The 17244-nt window shown below is 52.1% G+C and carries 16 protein-coding genes; 9 read left to right on the top strand and 7 right to left on the bottom strand.

Translation table 11 applies throughout. From position 1 onward, the window contains the following. The first annotated feature begins 2 nt into the window (after positions 1–2). Positions 3–1481 (top strand): alpha-N-arabinofuranosidase, encoded by a 1479-nt coding sequence (locus AC0LWN_RS09890; protein ID WP_474664730.1) that lies wholly within the window; start codon positions 3–5, stop codon positions 1479–1481. A gap of 281 nt (positions 1482–1762) precedes the next feature. Continuing rightward, complete coding sequence (locus tag AC0LWN_RS09895; protein ID WP_474664733.1) at positions 1763–2725, top strand: glycoside hydrolase family 43 protein; 963 nt, start codon at positions 1763–1765, stop codon at positions 2723–2725. 786 nt (positions 2726–3511) lie between these two features. Here the strand turns inward: AC0LWN_RS09895 and AC0LWN_RS09900 are convergent. Further along, positions 3512–4039 carry a hypothetical protein gene (locus tag AC0LWN_RS09900; protein ID WP_474664735.1) on the bottom strand — a complete coding sequence of 176 codons (528 nt, stop codon included), beginning with the start codon at positions 4037–4039 and terminating at the stop codon, positions 3512–3514. Positions 4040–4262: 223 nt separating this feature from the next. On the opposite strand from AC0LWN_RS09900, the gene AC0LWN_RS09905 reads away from it, so the two are divergent. From AC0LWN_RS09905 to AC0LWN_RS09915, 3 genes are all read left to right on the top strand, one after another. Beyond that, positions 4263–6449, top strand: coding sequence for a YhgE/Pip family protein (locus tag AC0LWN_RS09905; protein ID WP_474664737.1), 2187 nt, complete (start codon positions 4263–4265; stop codon positions 6447–6449). Positions 6450–6600: 151 nt separating this feature from the next. After that, positions 6601–7998 (top strand): helix-turn-helix domain-containing protein, encoded by a 1398-nt coding sequence (locus AC0LWN_RS09910; RefSeq protein WP_474664739.1) that lies wholly within the window; start codon positions 6601–6603, stop codon positions 7996–7998. Beyond that, positions 7961–8095, top strand: coding sequence for a hypothetical protein (locus tag AC0LWN_RS09915; RefSeq protein WP_474664741.1), 135 nt, complete (start codon positions 7961–7963; stop codon positions 8093–8095). Before AC0LWN_RS09910 ends, AC0LWN_RS09915 begins: the two co-directional genes overlap by 38 nt. 130 nt (positions 8096–8225) lie before the next feature. Here AC0LWN_RS09915 and AC0LWN_RS09920 read toward each other — a convergent pair whose 3' ends face one another. Next, positions 8226–9200: an aldo/keto reductase family protein gene (locus tag AC0LWN_RS09920; RefSeq protein ID WP_474664743.1), complete on the bottom strand. Its 975-nt coding sequence runs from the start codon at positions 9198–9200 to the stop codon at positions 8226–8228. A gap of 366 nt (positions 9201–9566) precedes the next feature. Between AC0LWN_RS09920 and AC0LWN_RS09925 the strand changes: the two genes are divergently transcribed. Then, positions 9567–10235, top strand: a complete 669-nt coding sequence (locus tag AC0LWN_RS09925; RefSeq protein WP_474664745.1) for an SGNH/GDSL hydrolase family protein — start codon at positions 9567–9569, stop codon at positions 10233–10235. A 124-nt stretch (positions 10236–10359) separates the two neighbouring features. Here AC0LWN_RS09925 and AC0LWN_RS09930 read toward each other — a convergent pair whose 3' ends face one another. Next, positions 10360–11565, bottom strand: a complete 1206-nt coding sequence (locus AC0LWN_RS09930; protein WP_474664747.1) for an ROK family protein — start codon at positions 11563–11565, stop codon at positions 10360–10362. Positions 11566–11709: 144 nt separating this feature from the next. Beyond that, entirely contained in the window at positions 11710–12171 is a 462-nt protein-coding gene (locus AC0LWN_RS09935) for a MerR family transcriptional regulator (RefSeq protein WP_474664749.1), read from the bottom strand. A 172-nt stretch (positions 12172–12343) separates the two neighbouring features. On the opposite strand from AC0LWN_RS09935, the gene AC0LWN_RS09940 reads away from it, so the two are divergent. Further along, a complete protein-coding gene (locus AC0LWN_RS09940; RefSeq protein ID WP_474664751.1) occupies positions 12344–13195 on the top strand; it encodes an aldo/keto reductase in 852 nt (283 codons plus the stop codon). Between the two features lie 369 nt (positions 13196–13564). Here the strand turns inward: AC0LWN_RS09940 and AC0LWN_RS09945 are convergent, their stop codons facing one another. Together AC0LWN_RS09945 and AC0LWN_RS09950 are read right to left on the bottom strand one after the other, a co-directional pair. Continuing rightward, positions 13565–14377, bottom strand: coding sequence for an ABC transporter permease subunit (locus AC0LWN_RS09945; protein ID WP_474664753.1), 813 nt, complete (start codon positions 14375–14377; stop codon positions 13565–13567). After that, positions 14374–15261 (bottom strand): ABC transporter ATP-binding protein, encoded by an 888-nt coding sequence (locus AC0LWN_RS09950; RefSeq protein WP_474664755.1) that lies wholly within the window; start codon positions 15259–15261, stop codon positions 14374–14376. The genes AC0LWN_RS09945 and AC0LWN_RS09950 overlap by 4 nt, the downstream gene beginning before the upstream one ends. Before the next feature lie 155 nt (positions 15262–15416). On the opposite strand from AC0LWN_RS09950, the gene AC0LWN_RS09955 reads away from it, so the two are divergent. Then, positions 15417–16019 (top strand): TetR/AcrR family transcriptional regulator, encoded by a 603-nt coding sequence (locus AC0LWN_RS09955; RefSeq protein WP_474664757.1) that lies wholly within the window; start codon positions 15417–15419, stop codon positions 16017–16019. A gap of 103 nt (positions 16020–16122) precedes the next feature. Here the strand turns inward: AC0LWN_RS09955 and AC0LWN_RS09960 are convergent, their stop codons facing one another. Beyond that, positions 16123–16578: a CBS domain-containing protein gene (locus AC0LWN_RS09960; RefSeq protein WP_458964728.1), complete on the bottom strand. Its 456-nt coding sequence runs from the start codon at positions 16576–16578 to the stop codon at positions 16123–16125. Between the two features lie 133 nt (positions 16579–16711). On the opposite strand from AC0LWN_RS09960, the gene AC0LWN_RS09965 reads away from it, so the two are divergent. Next, positions 16712–17146 (top strand): MarR family winged helix-turn-helix transcriptional regulator, encoded by a 435-nt coding sequence (locus AC0LWN_RS09965; protein ID WP_474664760.1) that lies wholly within the window; start codon positions 16712–16714, stop codon positions 17144–17146. The last annotated feature ends 98 nt before the right edge of the window (positions 17147–17244 follow it).

The raw sequence follows: 17244 nt of genomic DNA on the forward strand, positions 1-17244 counted from the left end.
CTATGACTGCAAAGCTTACCATCCATTCTGATCAACCTAAAAGCAAAATCAATAAAAATATCTACGGACATTTCGCCGAGCATCTCGGCAGATGTATCTACGAAGGCATTTGGGTCGGCAAGGATTCGCCTATTCCGAATACGGACGGCATCCGCAATGATGTCATCTCTGCTCTGCGCAAGCTCGATATTCCTGTGCTGCGCTGGCCTGGCGGCTGCTTCGCCGACGAATATCACTGGAAGGACGGCATCGGCCTTCCCGAGTCCCACAAACGCATGATCAACACCCACTGGGGCGGAGTGGTGGAGAACAACCACTTTGGCACTCATGAATTTTTCCGGCTCTGCGAGCTGCTGGATTGTGAGCCGTACATCTGCGGCAATGTTGGCAGCGGCACAGTTCAGGAAATGTCAGAATGGGTGGAGTATATGACCTTTGACGGTGAATCTCCAATGGCGAACTGGCGTGCCGAGAACGGGCGCGGGCAGCCGTGGAGGCTTACATATTTTGGCGTGGGGAACGAGAACTGGGGCTGCGGAGGCAATATGCGTCCGGAATATTATGCAGACCTGTATCGCCGTTACCAGACCTATGCGCGCAATTATGGAGATAACAAGCTCTATAAAATTGCCGGAGGCGCCAATGTGGACGACTACACCTGGACGGAAGTGCTGATGCGCGAAGCCGGACAGTTCATGGACGGTCTCAGCTTGCATTCCTACACCATCCCGGGAAGCTGGGAAGAGAAGCGTTACGCTCTTGGCTTCGATCACGGTGAATGGTTCGAGACCATGAAGAAATCCCTCCATATGGATGAGCTCATTACCCGTCATTCCGCGATTATGGACAAATACGATCCGGAGCAGCGGGTGGGATTGATTATAGATGAATGGGGAACCTGGTTCCTGTCTGAGCCGGGCACGAATCCCGGATTCCTGTACCAGCAGAACACCCTTAGGGATGCGCTCGTAGCAGGAATACACCTGAATATTTTCCAGAATCACAGCAGCCGTGTACGGATGACAAATATTGCTCAAATGGTGAACGTGCTGCAGGCGCTGATCCTGACCGAAGGCGACAAAATGCTGCTAACGCCTACTTACCATGTCTTCGAGATGTACAAGGTGCATCAGGAGAATGAGCTGCTGGAGGTAGCTTTTGAGAGTCCGCTGTACAGCATGGGAGAGGATTCCATTCCACAGATAAGCGTATCAGCCTCCCGCGATGAAGCCGGCAAGCTGTACATTTCCCTCTGCAACCTGAGCCATGCGGACAGCGCCAGCCTCACTATTGAGCTTGCCGGTATTTCGGCTGGAACCGTAACCGGGCAAATTCTGACCCATACGGATTTGAATGCCCATAACACCTTCGAGTCGCCGGAGACCGTTGCTCCAACCGCGTACAATGGAGCAGCTCTGAAGGACGGAGTACTGGCCTGCCAGCTTCCACCGGCATCCGTTGTTGTCCTGACTATAGAATAATAGAACTAGATTAAAGTGAACTTAATTATCTAATAAATTGGGGAAAGTGACGGAGGGGAAGTTTGGAACTGTAGGAGCGATAGCGTCCGCCTGAGAGCTTTCCGTAGGAAAGCTGGCATCGTAAGCGTTGGCTATATTTGGATTTCTACCGCACCCGGCGGTTTCAATCAGGAGATCCAAATATAACAGCGGCCGGAAGTCCAAACATTCCCCGCAGTTACGGCTAAAGCCGATTTGTTAAATCTAAAGTTTAGCTTATATAGATTAAAGGAGAAACCATTATGAGCAGGAATAGAGAATACAGCAATCCGCTTGTGGAGCAGCGTGCCGACCCTTGGGTATACAAGCATACGGATGGCTATTATTACTTTACGGCATCGGTGCCGGAGTATGACCGGATCGAGGTGCGCAGAGCCGCGTCCATAGAAGGGCTTAAAGAGGCTGAACCCGTTGTAGCTTGGCGCAAATACGAAACCGGGCCGCTGAGCGCCAATATCTGGGCTCCCGAGATCCATTACATCTCCAGCAAATGGTATATCTATTTCGCAGCCGCACGCACGACGGAGACCAAGGAAGGACTGTTCGATCACCGCATGTATGCGCTGGAGAACGAGTCGCCGAATCCGCTGGAAGGCAATTGGGTAGAGAAGGGGCAGGTCAAGACGGCCTGGGAAACTTTTGCCCTGGATGCTACCACGTTTCAGCATAAGGGAGTGCTCTATTATGTATGGGCCCAGAAGGACCCGGATATTCCGGGGAACTCCAACCTGTACATTTCGGAGATGGAGAACCCATGGACGCTGACTGGACGGCAGACGATGATCGCTACGCCTAAGTATGATTGGGAGATCATCGGCTTCAGCGTGAATGAAGGTGCGGCTGTACTCCACCGCAGCGGCAAAATCTTCATCAGCTACTCAGCCAGCGCTACCGATCACAACTACTGCATGGGGCTGTTGACTGCGGACGAAGACAGCGATCTGCTGGATGCTGACTCCTGGAGCAAGCACCCTGAGCCTGTATTCAAGACCAGCGAGGAGAACGGACAATACGGTCCGGGGCATAACAGCTTCACGGTCAACGAAAATGGTGAGGATGTGATGATCTACCACTGCCGCAACTACAAGGAGATCACAGGCGATCCGCTCTACGATCCGAACCGCCACACCCGCGCCCAGATCCTGCACTGGAATGAGGACGGCACACCGAATTTCGGAGTGCCGGTGAAGGACAGCGGGAAGTAAGGACAGGGCAATCGCTTACGAAATGAACCGCGAGATTGGATGAAGTGGAAAAAGGAAACCTAATTTGCGAATTTCACCGATTTTATGGTGATTAGATGGAAAAAGTAGACTTAATTCTCTCCATTTCCATTCATTCAGTGATTTTTCAAGGAAATAAGTGGAGTTTTTCCCGCTAACCATTCGAGGGGAGGCCACTCAGCGGAATGAAGTGGAGAAATTCCACCTCAGTTAATTTTTCCTGAAATATTGAAGGCAAGGGTTAAAAAACCGTAAGCGATTGTCCTGGAAATAAGGCGCTAGGATTTGACTTGTATTCAATTGGCAAATGAATAGCCATTATAATTGTTAAGAAGAGTGTTCCATCCATCCTGGGAAGGATGGGGAACACTCTTTTTTTAGGTTCAACATGCTAACGTACTCCTTTCTCCCACACTGATTGAAGAAGTGAGCAGCCGCTTTAACTGTATTCCCTGCAGCTATCAGGCGCTGAAATGACTGTTTTGAAGATATAGTTGTAATGTGTGCAGTTATAATCCGCAAATTAGCTGAGTTTAGCTATATCCGGCATAGGTAAGTGTACAGAGTGCAATTAAAAGCAAAATTGTCGCCAAAAGCGAGTTTTTAACTGTATGAAGTGCAGGTAACAGCTCATGACAAGCGGAAGAAGCAGAGCGGAGCAGTCTGGAAGCAAGAGAGAGCTAGTGCGCTTCAACCCTTTCGGAACAAGACCATGCGCTAAAAAACTGCACCCGCCCAAGGGACGAATGCAGTCTTTTACAAAACCTATTAAGGAGTGTACTGCTGAACGATGGATGTTACCTGGCCGTCTTGAATTGTGATGTGGTAGGGCGATTGGCTCAGGTCGAAAATGTCGGTCTTGGCGAATTCCTGGATGAACTTTTGGAGGGTGATGCTTTCGTTCCAGTTAATGTCCAGATCGCCGATGTTTCCGGTATGATCGTAAATTTGCATTGTCACCTTAGCATTGTCGGCAATTGGATAAGAGGTGAGGGTGTCGCTGTCGTTCACAATATAGTAGCCGTCAGGTGCTCCGCCAATCTCTGCCGCTCCTTCAGGATCACGTTCGGCAAAAATCCGGTCGGCGGCGGCTCCTTCGTACCATTCGATTTCGTCGGCTGTAAGGATGGTGTGACCGTCCTTGGACTGAAGTGCGTGTATATAAACCGTCAGGTTCTGGGTTTTATCGCCGCTTTTTGCATCTACAAGTGTACCCGTAGTGCTTGCCGAAGTCACCAGGGAGAGGAACAGCAGGACCAGCACAGGAAACAGATAAAACATTTTTTTCTTTAACATAATAATTTCCCCCTTAAGATTGAATATGACCCGGTAAAAGCCTATATTCCTAATTACCCTTTTGAGCGCTTCTCAAATCGGGTTTGTACCTTTATTAACGATGATTTGGCGGATAAGGTTGCAAAAATTTTTGGATTCGAAAGTGGAAAAGTTAGGCATGAAAAAGAACCGCTCCGGGGCATATTAAACTATCCAGATTACGGCTTAGGGGTGAATGGGAAACATGGCGGCGATATGGCGGATTTATAAAAAGGATTGGGTCAACCTGTTCAAAGCTCCGGTAGCCATGCTGCTGGTTGCCGCGCTTGCGGTACTGCCCTCCGTCTACGATTGGGTGAATGTTGCGGCGGTGTGGGACCCGTACAGCAATACGTCAGGAATTAAAATCGCTGTCGCCAGCCTGGATCAGGGAGCCGCTGTGGACGGAAAAAGCTTCAACATCGGAAATGAGGTGCTGGCGAGCTTGCGCGGCAACAAATCGCTGGGCTGGACGTTCACAGATGCCGAATCAGCGGTGCAAGGGGTGCGGCGCGGAGATTATTATGCCAGCATCATCATTCCCGCAGAGTTCTCACAGCGGATGGCGGGGGTCCTCGCAGGCAGGCTGGTGAAGCCGGAAATGGATTATACCGTAAACGAAAAAATCAATGCAATTGCGCCGAAAATCACCGCCAAAGGCGCTTCCGCCATTACAGCACAGATCAGCGAGCGGTTCACAGAAACCCTAAGCAGTACGGTGCTTACGGCCCTTAGGGCCATCGACCGTAAATTCCAGACCGAGCTGCCGGTTATCCGCAAGGTGGAGCAGGGTCTATTTAAGCTTGAGGCCAGTCTGCCGGAGATTGAAAAGGCAGGGAAGCTGGTGCTGATGCTGCAGCAGGACTGGCCGCAGATTGCTGGCTCAGCCGGACGGATTGCCGCGCTAACGGACAAGCTGCCGGAAGTGGAGCAGGCTGGGAGGGCAGCGGAGGTGCTGGATGAGCATTGGGGGCAGATCAGCAATGCTGCGGGCAGGCTGAAGGAGCTGCAGGGCAGACTGCCGGAGCTTACCCGCGCGGAGCTGCTGCTGTCCGGACTGGATGCGGATTTCCGCAAGGTGGAACAGGTGCTGGACCGGGCCTCGGACAGACTGGATGAGGCCGGAGCGGTTGTAGCTTCGGCTGCGGAGGGGCTGCCAGCGCTGCAGAGCACGCTGCAGCAGCTTACGTCCGTGGCGGGGAATGCCGCCACGGATGTGCAGCAGGCGCCGCAGCAGCAGGCGCCGCAGCGGCTGGCGGCGCTGGATACGGTGCTGGATGAAGCGGGGACCGCCATCCATAACGGGCAGACCGGGCTTGCCAAGCTGCGTGACAATCTGCCCGCGGCTGCGGGCGAGGTCCATGCGGCGGCAGCCGGAATGAGCGGCAGGCTGGCGGCGTTAAGCGATTTCGCGACGAAGGTGCTGCCGCGCATTCAGAGCGCGCTGCCCGCCGCCGGCGAAGAGATTCACGCGGCGGCCGAATTCGCCCGGAAGGATCTGCCGGGGGCGGAGGAGAAGCTCCGCCGCGCGTCGCAGTTGATCACCTCCGGGCTTCCCCTCGCGGACAAGGGGGTGAACCGGGCGGCGGAACTGGTCAGGGACGATCTTCCCGCCCTGGAGAATGCCGTCCGCCGCGCCGCTAGTACGGTCCGCGAGATCAAGAAGGAGGTCAACCTGGAGGAAATCGCCCAGTTGCTGGGAGGAGATATTAAGGGGATCAGCGATTTTCTCGCAAGCCCTGTAGTGATGAAGGAAAAGGCGCTGTATCCGATCCCCAATTACGGCTCAGCCATGACGCCGTTTTACGCGGTGCTTTCCTTGTGGGTTGGCGGCACACTGCTCATTTCCCTGCTGCGGACCGGAGTCGATACCGGAGGAGTAGCATACCGCCGCTACCAGCTTTATTTTGGCCGCCTGCTGACTTTTCTTACCATAGGCATACTTCAGGCTCTGGTAGCGGTGCTGGGCAATATCTACCTGCTGAAATGCTATGTCGCCGACAAGCTGTGGTTTGTGCTGTTTGCCATCCTGATCAGCATCATATTTGTGACGATTGTGTTCACCCTGGTCTCTGTCTTTGGCAGCTTAGGTAAAGGCATAGCTATCGTATTCATGGTGCTTCAGTTCTCCAGCTCCGGCGGGACCTTTCCGGTCAGCACCACCGGGCGCTTCTTCCAAATCCTGAACCCGTTTATGCCGTTCACCTATGCGATCAGCCTTATGAGGGAAGCGGTTGGCGGCATACTGCCGGCAGTTGCCATCCGTGACGCGGTTGCTTTGGTTCTCTTCGGTATTGCCGCCCTGGTGCTGGCGCTTACCCTGCAGAAGCCGCTTGAGCGGTTCATCCGGCGCGCGGCAGAGCAGGCGGAGGAGTCGAAGCTGATCACCTGATCTCCGCATTTGGCCCCGGAACGGCTGCTTTCTCTCCTGTCAACCACTTTTGAACGCGCCAACGGATATTGACCTGCGTTATATTAGCGCCTAAGATATAGGAATATCTGGGTGATAGTTCAAATATATGGTTTCCTAGGGCGGTGTTTGTGTGGAAGCAACATCTACAATTCAAGATGAGCTGGATAAGTACTTGAAAAGAGAAGGTATCACAATTAATCAGTTTGCCGGGATATCCGGGGTCAATTCGGGTACACTCAGCAGTATTATAAATGGAAATCGTCCCATTGCGATGAAGCAGCTTGACCGGATTACAGCGGGTATGGGCCTTGCCGAAGGGGATTTTTATGAACTGTACATAGATGAATGTGTAATTCACTCCACCCCCGATTGGCGGCGGCTGGGACCGTTCCTGCAGCGCTGTGCGGAGCTGGACAAGCTGGAATGCATCCGCCGGGTGGTTCAGAATATTATGGATAATATTTCGTATGCCCAGGTACTGTTCGACACGGCAGAGGAATTCTTCGCCCAAGGCAAGCGGCAAGCAGCGGCTCTGTTGTACGAGGGCGTGGCGGAGAGTGAGAAATACCAGCATTCGGAGCGGCTGGCAGTGTGCCAGTATCGCTTGTTTACGATTGCGCTGGGAAAGGATCAGGATGCCAACCTGCGGACGGCCATGTACTTTGAGTATTTTGTAGAGCGGCTGGATGAGGTGGACCAATTAAATGCGCTTAAGGATCTGGCGAATATCTATGCTTCGCTTGGGCGCTGGACTAAAGTCGATGCAATAGCGGAAGAGCTGGGGCGCAAGGCAGCCATTCAATATCAGAACAAATATCATAAAATCAGCCGGCGTGCGGCACACAAAGAACCGGCGAGACCCCTGTGTTTTTACATCCTGTATTCACATTTGCTCCGCTCAGCCGTCTGTGATGAACGCGGCGATTACAAGCAGGCACTGCATTATGTCTCGCTTTATGCAGAGGCTGGCTGGGTGAAGGAGGACACAGAGGAAGCCCGGCAGATTAAGGACCAGTTCAAGGAATGGGCTGAAGCGAATACATATCTGTATCGCCTGATGTCCGGGGAAACGGAGGTGCTTGCGGATTATGTAGGGTTCATTGCCTCCAGGGAGAATGAGATTGTTCCGGGGCTAATCAAAATTATGCAGGCAGCCAACCGGTTTCATTTTTCGGTGGATGAAATTATCGAGCGTTTCCAGCCGTTTCTGGGCTTTAAGGAGCAGCGGACCCGGATGGGAAAGCTGAATATCCAGGTGAGCACAGATAAATATAAGACCCTGCTGTTCGAACTGGCGGTGTATCATTTAAATACGCAGAGATACAAGGATGGTATCGCTTTCTTATTCCAAAGTCTGGAGTGCTCTGTTAAAATAAACAGTGATAGAAGCATTATTCAATGCGTAGGATTATTTGAGCAATACAGACATCTCAGCTCCGTCGAGGATCAAGAGCAATATAAACTTCTTATTGGCGAGGTGCGGACGATTAATGAAGAGAAAATTAGCGCTGCTGCTGGCAGCAGGTAGCCTTCTGCTGGCGTTGGAGGCTCCGGCTATTGTACTGGATTCAGCCTCTACCCAGTCGGTTATTGAGCCTCTCACACATGGAGTAGGGGCGGAGTAATCCTTTCTGTGCCGTATGTGATAATGAGTTATTTTGCCGCCTGCTTGCGGGAATAACGGGCAGCACAAATACACCCTCATCTTCACGGGAGAGGGTGTATTTGTGCTGAAAGTTGCACTTGGCAGCCGTATTATCTCGCCGGGGCAAAATCGGCCACCTGCCGGAGGATGCCCTCGATCCGCTCCAGCGTGTCCGGCTGTAGCACGTGCTCTACGGCCCGGGCGTTCTCTTCCACCTGCTCCGGCTTGCTGGCTCCGATCAGCGCCGAGCTTACGCCCGGCTGCCGCAGCACCCAGGCCAGCGCGAGCTGCGACAGCTTCAGGCCCAGCTCTGAGGCCACTTCGTCCAGCTCAGCCACAACGCTGAGCACGTCATCCCGCAGGTAGCTGCGGATGACGCCGTTCACCGAGTCGTCCGCACCGCGTGTGCCGGCTGGAGGCTGCTGGCCCGGCTTGTACTTGCCGGTCAGGATGCCTTGCGCAAGCGGCGAGAAGACGACTTGTCCAAGTCCTTCCCGCGTGGACACCTCAAGCACCTCCTCTTCGATATAACGCTCGAACATGTTGTAGATCGGCTGGTTTCCAGCCAGCGGACGCAGATTCAGCCGGCGGCTGATCCCGGCGGCATGGGAAATTTGCGCCGCAGACCACTCGCTGACAGCGGAGTAGAGGATTTTGCCCTGGGAGGTCAGGTCATCCAGCGCGCGCAGCGTCTCTTCTACCGGAGTCTCCGCATCGAAGCGGTGGCAGAAATAGACGTCGATATAATCGGTGCCGAGTCGCCGCAGGCTGGCTTCGCATTGCTCCATGATATGCTTGCGGGACAAACCGCGGTCATTTACGCCTTCCCCCATAGGGAAATAGACCTTGGTGCTGAGAACATAATCCGACCGCTGATAGGAGCGGAGCGCGGCGCCAATCGCTTTTTCACCTTCACCACGGTTATAGGCGTTTGCTGTGTCGAAGAAATTGATACCGCATTCAAAAGCTTTGGTCACACAGGCATCCGCCGCCTTCTGTTCCGCCGCCGTACCGTAGGTGAGCCAACTGCCGAGGCCGATCTCACTGACCTTCAGTCCGGTATTGCCCAGTCTTCTGTATTTCATATTTGTCATTTCCTCCCTGAAAAGTTTCTGTTATGATGAGAAACAGTCGTGTTAATAGTATCATATCGCCCTAACAATACGTAAGCGTATTCAGTAGATTCCTTCCAATCTGCCGGGTCTATTCAATTGTATATAAGTTGAACTTTAGATTTTCATATTTTGGGCCTGGTCGTAACTGCGGGGAATGTTTGGACTTCCGGCCGCTGTTGTCTGCAGATTTCTTGATTTATACCGCTCATCGCGGTTGAAATCCGCAGACAAAGGCGGACGCTTTCGCTCCTCCAGTTCCAAACTTCCCCTCCGCACTCCTGCCTTTTTTATGATTTTTTAAGTTCAACTTATATAATCAAAGGAGAGAAATTGTTAATGTCTATTCCAGCAACCAAGGGCGGCAAGGTTTTTCTGTTTCAAGGTGATTCTATCACGGACGGCAACCGCGGGCGCGATGAGGACCCCAATCATATTCTTGGGCACGGCTATGCTTATATCATCGGGGGCAAGCTGGGCAATGAGCTGGCTGAGCAACGGCCCGTATTCTATAACCGCGGCATCAGCGGAAACCGGATTTCCGATTTGTATGCCCGTTGGAACGAGGATGCCATCTATCTTCAGCCGGATGTACTCAGCATCCTGATCGGAGTCAATGATATCTGGAAAATGACGAATGGCGAGCCGGGCGGCGTAACCGACCGTTATGAACGGGCCTACCGGCATGTGCTGGAAGAGACCCGTGAGGTGCTGCCGCAGACGAAGCTGGTTCTGTGCGAGCCGTTTATTCTCAATACGGGAGCTCCGGCGGTAGCCTGGGAGGAATGGTCGAAGCATATTACCCATTATCAGCAGGTGGTTCGTGAGCTGGCCGAAGAGTTTGACGCGGTGCATGTGCCTCTGCAGTCCGTCTTCGATGCCGCAGCACTAAGAACGGATGCTGCGTATTGGCTGTGGGACGGCGTTCATCCGACGACGGCCGGCCATGACTTGCTCGCACGGCAATGGCTGAGCGTAGTCGGGAAAAGCGGCATCCTGAACGTGTGAACCGCAGGAGCGGACTTGTCCGATCATTGCCTGCAAAATAGCTCAATCTTCAGCACAAACAAGCCACTCTGGTCTCCCGGAGTGGCTTGTTTTGCGCCCGGATATGTATATTTGTGCGCAGGCTTCAGCTTGTGAGCTGATTGAGGATCAGGGCCCCCGCGCCGGTGGCTACCGCGTTATCGCTTAAGGCTCCCTTGGTGAAGCGGACACTGTACTGCTCCCGGTAATAGGTTTTCTCAAGAGCGACGCGTGTGGCTTCCTGATAGAAATAATCGGCTGCTGAGAATAAGGGACCGCCCAGAATAACCTCCTCCGGGTGGAGAATATTGATCAGATTGGCGAGGCCGATTCCGCAATAGACCGCTGCTTGCCCGATAATCCCGGTGACCATAGGGTCCCCGGCCTGCAAGGCTTCGACCAGATGGGAAAAATCAATGCTCTCCGGATTAGGCGCCAGCTCGCGGAGCAAAGTGGCTTTGCCGAGCTTCCACTCCTCACGGGCTTGCATTTCCAGTGTGCGGATGGAAACATAGGATTCCCATGCTCCATCATTCCCGCCTGGATGGCGTGAAGGAATGCCGGCATTCTCGATGATCATTTGCCCGGCTGCGCCTTCAGTATCAATCACGCTGTACAGAATCCGTCCTTCGTTCATAATGGCTGAGCGCAGGCCGATTCCGGCATGCAGGTAGAGCAGTTGATGCAGCCGCAGGTTGCCGCCTGCCCAATATTCACCGAGCAGTGCGGTGTTGGCTCCGTTATCCAGACAGACCGGAACATCCAGAAGCTGCTCAAGCTGTTCCTTGATATGCACCTGCGACCAGCCCGGTGCGGCAAAGCCTGCCGGATGTTGGATGATTCCTTCCTTGCGGTCCAGGGGGCCAACCGCCCCAATGCCGAGTCCGATGACCCGGCTGATGTCAATGGCGGCCTGCTCCAGCATACGCAGCGCCTGGGCATGAACGGCTTCCACCAAACGTTCAGGTGTGGTGTGCTCATCCATTGTCCATGTATACTCATCCAGCAGGGATAAATGAAGATCCATAAGCGCAAGCTTGGAATGCGTACGGGAGATTTCCAGCCCGAACACATAGCCGTAGACAGGATTGATTTCATACAGGGTTGGTCTCCGGCCTCCGGTCGATTCACCGAAGCCGACCTCCGACAGCAGACCCTGGGCAAGCAGCTCATCAAGGATGCGGGTCAAGGTGCTGACGGTAAGTCCGCTCTCCTCCAGCAGCGTTTGCTTGGATACCGTACCCTGTTTTCTGATAGACAAATACATATCTTTGGTTCTGGGGCTTGGGATAATTTCATGAATAGGCTGCACAGGGGTCTCTCCTTATAACATACATATAACGATGAGGCACAGCCGGCAATTCCGACTAAACCTGTTAATACAATGCCATAAAAGAGAGAGGCCCGCAACCTATATAAGATGAACTTTAAAAAAGGGTATTCAGATTTAGGCAAGTTATGGATTTAAGTTTCCTGGTGAAACAGAGGGCGAGTAAAATACGTCACGATGCATATGCTGAATTTTGTCCCAATTGCCGGGATTGGTCGTGTCTGGAGAGCGGTGCTCCAGAATGGCCTGATATAGGGCGGTTTTTTGTTCCAAGTGGGCAACGTGCAGTTTGGCTTCTTCGAGCTTAACGAGTGCCGCTTCTTTATGCTCCATCATGAGTGTGCTGCGTTGCGGAATGGTCGAATCCCCTTCGAGACAGAGATCGACGTACATTTTAATGACATCAATCGGCATCCCGGATTGCTTGAGGCATTTGACGCCATGTAGCCAGTTGATCGATTCTTCGTCGAACATCCGAATGTTGTTTTGATTGCGCTGTACGCTTGGCACCAGGCCTTTATCTGTGTAAAAGCGCACGGCGTGCTCGGTGAGTCCCGTTATCTGGGCGGCTTCTTTGACCGTATGCATGTAATCCTCCTTGGAAAATAAAGTGTTGAAAATGACTTGACTTCGTGTAACACGAAGGCGATAGGCTTATTATAATGCAAATCGGCCGTAAGCGAAATCCTCGCTGTGGTGCCCGATTCCCGGGATTCGCGGCCGTTTGCCGTTTTAGATTTGAACAATGGGAGGAATTACAATGCAAACTGTAACATTGAACAACGGTGTGAAAATGCCGATCATGGGCTTCGGTGTCTACCAAATTCCCGATGCTGAAGAATGTGAGAACGCGGTATATGAAGCGCTGATGGCCGGTTACCGCCTGATCGACACCGCCGCTGGTTACCTGAACGAGGAAGCGGTCGGACGCGCGATCAAGCGCAGCGGCATTCCACGAGAGGAACTGTTCATCACGACCAAGCTCTGGGTTCAGGATGCCGGCTACGAGAGTGCCAAGCTGGCCTTTGCCAAATCCTTGAAGAAGCTACAGCTCAACTATCTCGATCTATACCTTATTCACCAGCCGTTCGGCGATCACTACGGCGCTTGGCGTGCGATGGAAGACCTGTACCGCGAAGGCAAGATCAAGGCGATCGGTGTCAGCAACTTCCTGCCCGACCGTCTGATGGATCTCATCGTGCATAACGAAATCGTGCCCGCCGTCAACCAGGTCGAAACGCATCCGTTCTACCAGCAGATCGAGAGCGCCGCTTTTATGAAAGAGCAGGGAGTGCAGCACCAGTCGTGGGCGCCGTTCGCTGAAGGACTGGGCAACATGTTCGGCAACGAAGTGTTGACTTCGATCGCGGAAAAACACAACAAGTCCGTCGCCCAGGTCGTATTGCGCTGGCTTGTTCAGCGTGAAGTCGTTGCTATTCCAAAATCGGTGCGCAAAGAGCGGATCGTCGAAAACTTCGACATTTTCGACTTTGAGTTGAGCGCGGACGATATCGAGCAAATTTCCGCCCTAGATACGCGGGAAAGTCTTTTCTTATCGTACCACGATCCGAAATTCGCCAAGATGCTGGGCACCTTAAGAGTCGATCTGTAACCTTTGATCGAACAGTAAGTTCACCACGCGTTTATCCTCATATCTATTAAGAAAGGACAGGGCGGTGTGCCTGTCCTTTCTTTGTGTCTATTCGTAAGCAATACAATTTGTTAGTGCTTCGCCAGAAACTGCTAACGATGTGCTACTAAACTAAAGGGGGAGTGCGGAGGAGAAGTTTGGAACTGGAGGAGCGGTAGCGTCCGCCTGAGAGCTTTCCGTAGGAAAGCTGGCCGTATGATTAGGCTGTGTTCACAGATTTCAACCGCTAGGAGCGGTCTCCAATCAGGAAATCTGTGAACAACAGCGGCCGGAAGTCCAAACATTCCCCGTAGCTACGACCAGCCCCAAATGGAATCACTTAACCGCTCCCTAGAGCGGCAAGTCACGCCGCCGAAACATCTGAATGCCGGCAGCAAAGGCCGCAAGACCGATCAGCAGCAGCCAGAGGGAGATTTGCATAAATTCCGCCGTTCCCTGGACGATATTGGCCGGGCGGTAGAAGCTGAATAGGGTGAAATACTGCAGGACGTCCAGCTTTTCACTGATTTTGCCGAGAAGATCAATGGTGAAGAAGCCGAAGGTAACCGCCCCGGAGATACCGAGCGCTCTCTTCTCGTCATTGCACATGCAGGAGACCAGAAAACAAAGTCCGCCGATAGCGAAGAAGAGCAAAAAGGCGACGGTGTTAAGTTCGGTGAACCGGCTCATGTCAAATTCATATTTGGTGCCCAGAAACCAGTATTTTCCGGCGAATCCTGACAGCAGAGTTACCGCCATGATTATAAATAAGGCTGTCACAAGCACCATAGCCTGCGTGAACGCTACCTTTCGCCGCGTGGTCGGGGTAGCCAGCAGATAGGCCATAGAGCCGCGGTCCACCAGTCTCGCTATGAGCTGCGTGGACATTTGTACGCAGACGATGGACAGAATCAACACTAGAATGATGCCGTAATATTCCCCGGAAATAAAAGCCTCCGCACTCGCAAAGCCGCTGCTCAGCCCGAACGCCCTGCCGACTCCTTCCGGCATTGCCTTGACAAGCTCATCTATTGCTTTTGTGCTGCCTCCCAGACCGGGATAGAGCCAGATCATGAACAGCATGTAAAAGGCGGAGCCGCAAGCGTAATTCATAATACCCTTCATATTTACGCGCATCATTTCCTTATAGAGTGGGAAATTCATTGTACCTTCGCCTCACGATCGTAATAGTTCATGAAGATGTCTTCCAGATTCTGTGTAGAGATATCAATGCTGCGGACAGCATAGCGGCCCAGTTCATGCGTGAATGCATTATAATTGCCCTGCACTGCGATCTGCACCCGGTTCCCTTCATGGAAGGCTACCTCCAGACCGGAAGCGGCGAACTGAGCGGCAGCTTCAGGAGTCTCAAAAACAACCTCAAACAGCTTCCGCTGCATCGATTGCAGCTCATGGATATTTTTCACAGTGACGATGCGTCCATCCTTGATAATTGCAGCCCGGTCGCAGGTGCGCTCGATTTCCTGAAAGCTGTGCGAGGACATCAGGAAGGTCGTTCCGGCGGCTTTTTCCTCCAGCACCAGCTCAATAAAAACCCGCTGCATCAGCGGATCAAGGCCGGAGGTCGGCTCATCCAGAATAATTACCTCGGGGCTGTGCATGAAGGCTGCGACAATTCCGACCTTTTGCTTCATACCCTTCGACATTTTGCGGATTGGCGTGGAGGCATCGAATTGGAGGCGCTGGATCAGCCGCTCCCGCTTGCTGGAATCCTTCACTCCCTGCATCGAGGCCATGAAATCCAAAAAGCCCTTGCCGGTCATACCGTCAATAAAGTTGATCTCGCCAGGCAAATATCCGGTAAGCTTCTGCACCGTTCCCTGACCCTTCCAGACGTCCAGACCGCCAATCGTGACTGAACCGCGATCCGGCTGCATGAACCCCATAATATGACGGATGGTTGTTGATTTTCCCGCGCCGTTTGGACCCAGGAACCCGAACACCTCGCCTTTATTTACAGTGAATGATACATTGTCTATGCCTCTCCCGTTTCCAAACCGTTTGGTTAACCCCTCAACCTTAAGCATACCGCCACCCCCGACGAAAATAATGAAATATTATTGGTTGATTATTTCATATGTTATAATATTCCCGTGACCACACGAAGTCAATACAATTATGAAATAATATACTTTGAATATTTCAAAATAAAAAATTACATTATCAGGTTAGGGTGAAAGTTATGAACGGCTTCGAGAAAAGAACGGCACTCATCAAAGATAAAATTATGAAGACGACAATGGAGCTGCTGAAGACGTGGGAAGTCAAGCGGCTGCGGATTGCGGATATCGCCAAGGCGGCGAACGTGTCCCAGGTGACGATTTACAATTATTTTGGCAGCAAGGAGGCGCTGATCAGCGAGTCCTTTAAGGATTTTATTGAGGATTCCATTCGTGAGTTCGAGGAAGAGATGCGGCAGCAGAAATCGCTCAAGGAGCGGATTGCCTACTTTATTTTCAAGGATAAGGAAACCTACTCCAGTCTGTCACCGGCGCTAGTCAAAGAGATCATGATCGACAATCAGGCCATGTATCAGTATATTCAGCAGCAGTATGATGACCGGCTCGTGCCGCTGATGGTCCAAATGGTGGAGGAAGGCAAAAAGAGAGGGGAAATTGCGCCGAAGGTTTCCGTGGAAGCGGTGCTGCTGATGATCCAGATGTATATCAAAAGCTCGGGAGAAATACTGGACAGTGTAGCGAAGCATGAGGACAAGGATGGTTTTCTGGAGGAGCTGTTCCATATTTTTTTCTATGGGCTGTGCGGCCGGGAGCCTGCGGAATGAGGAGGAATGAAGCGTGGCCCCGGCTGGGGCGTACAAGCTCTATGGCTTGGGATAGCCTGACAGGAAGCCGGGTGCCTATTGGTCAATCGAAGAGTATGGAGTATTAGAGCAGCGTTTTGAAGGTATGACGGATCACATCTCCGCGGCTGATAATGCCTACAAGCACACGGTTTCGTTCCACCGGGACTTTTTTGATCTGCTTTTTGCCGAGTATGGTGGCGATTTTCTCGATATCCTCGTCCCAGGAGACGGTGATAACCTTCTTCTTGGCGATAGCCATCACATTCAAATTCAGCAGCCTGCGGGTCCGTTCCTCAAACTCGTCATTATCCCCGATGAACACATTGATCTGAAAAAAAGAATCGACGATAATATCCTCGTGTCTGCCGATATAACGCATGATATCACCATCGCTCAAATACGCGACAATTTCATTTCTATCATTGACTACCGGCATGCCGCTGATCCGGTACTGAATGCATTTTTCGATAAAGGTCTGCACCGTATCGTCTTCCTTTACTTTGCAGACCTGTCTGATCATAAACTCGTGAGCCTTCATAAGATGTCCCTCCGCAATTTTTCATTCCGGCAAATAACTTGTATAATGAAAGTATATACTTGTATTATACAAGTGGAAATGGTATTGTCAATGATCATACTATGCATTTTTGTGAAGAAAGGACAACACTGCTATGGAGAATTCAGTAGATGTCATAGAACTGGAGCTGGCCATTCTGGTCCGCCGTCTGATTTCAATGACCACCTATAAAAAAATCGCCAATCTGGACCGCTCCGCCTATCTGCTGATGCATCAAATCGCTTCCCACGGCTCGGCCGGGGTGAAGGCTTTGTCAGATGAATTCCATCTGGATATTTCAACGGTCAGCAGACAGGCGGCAGCACTGGAACAGAAAGGCTATGTAAGGCGCATTCCTGACCCCGTTGATGGACGTGCCTATAATCTGCAATTGACGGATGTGGGCGAGGAAGTGCTGCAGGAGAACAGACAGGCGCGGCAGGACCTCATAGACAAAATGCTCAGCAGGTGGAGCGACGGGGAACGTGTGATTTTTGGCGAGCTTTTGCGAAAATTCAATGCGGCCATTCTCGAAGAAACTCCAGAGTAAGATAAGCCCGCTCCAGAGATCATAAAAATCAAAGCATACTACAACTAAATGTTGATTAAATTTTATTTGCGGACACTTGGAACCCTGAGCGGGATGGA

This window comes from Paenibacillus sp. sgz302115, from assembly GCF_056120445.1.

Excerpts from the sequence above, each read along its gene's own strand:
- AC0LWN_RS09925 (WP_474664745.1), top strand. The coding sequence starts at position 9,567 with ATGTCTATTCCAGCAACCAAGGGCGGCAAGGTTTTTCTGTTTCAAGGT.
- AC0LWN_RS09890 (WP_474664730.1), top strand. The coding sequence starts at position 3 with ATGACTGCAAAGCTTACCATCCATTCTGATCAACCTAAAAGCAAAATC.
- AC0LWN_RS09940 (WP_474664751.1), top strand. The coding sequence starts at position 12,344 with ATGCAAACTGTAACATTGAACAACGGTGTGAAAATGCCGATCATGGGC.
- AC0LWN_RS09915 (WP_474664741.1), top strand. The coding sequence starts at position 7,961 with ATGAAGAGAAAATTAGCGCTGCTGCTGGCAGCAGGTAGCCTTCTGCTG.
- AC0LWN_RS09950 (WP_474664755.1), bottom strand. The coding sequence starts at position 15,261 with ATGCTTAAGGTTGAGGGGTTAACCAAACGGTTTGGAAACGGGAGAGGC.
- AC0LWN_RS09935 (WP_474664749.1), bottom strand. The coding sequence starts at position 12,171 with ATGCATACGGTCAAAGAAGCCGCCCAGATAACGGGACTCACCGAGCAC.
- AC0LWN_RS09905 (WP_474664737.1), top strand. The coding sequence starts at position 4,263 with ATGGCGGCGATATGGCGGATTTATAAAAAGGATTGGGTCAACCTGTTC.
- AC0LWN_RS09920 (WP_474664743.1), bottom strand. The coding sequence starts at position 9,200 with ATGAAATACAGAAGACTGGGCAATACCGGACTGAAGGTCAGTGAGATC.
- AC0LWN_RS09900 (WP_474664735.1), bottom strand. The coding sequence starts at position 4,039 with ATGTTAAAGAAAAAAATGTTTTATCTGTTTCCTGTGCTGGTCCTGCTG.
- AC0LWN_RS09960 (WP_458964728.1), bottom strand. The coding sequence starts at position 16,578 with ATGAAGGCTCACGAGTTTATGATCAGACAGGTCTGCAAAGTAAAGGAA.
- AC0LWN_RS09965 (WP_474664760.1), top strand. The coding sequence starts at position 16,712 with ATGGAGAATTCAGTAGATGTCATAGAACTGGAGCTGGCCATTCTGGTC.
- AC0LWN_RS09895 (WP_474664733.1), top strand. The coding sequence starts at position 1,763 with ATGAGCAGGAATAGAGAATACAGCAATCCGCTTGTGGAGCAGCGTGCC.
- AC0LWN_RS09955 (WP_474664757.1), top strand. The coding sequence starts at position 15,417 with ATGAACGGCTTCGAGAAAAGAACGGCACTCATCAAAGATAAAATTATG.
- AC0LWN_RS09945 (WP_474664753.1), bottom strand. The coding sequence starts at position 14,377 with ATGAATTTCCCACTCTATAAGGAAATGATGCGCGTAAATATGAAGGGT.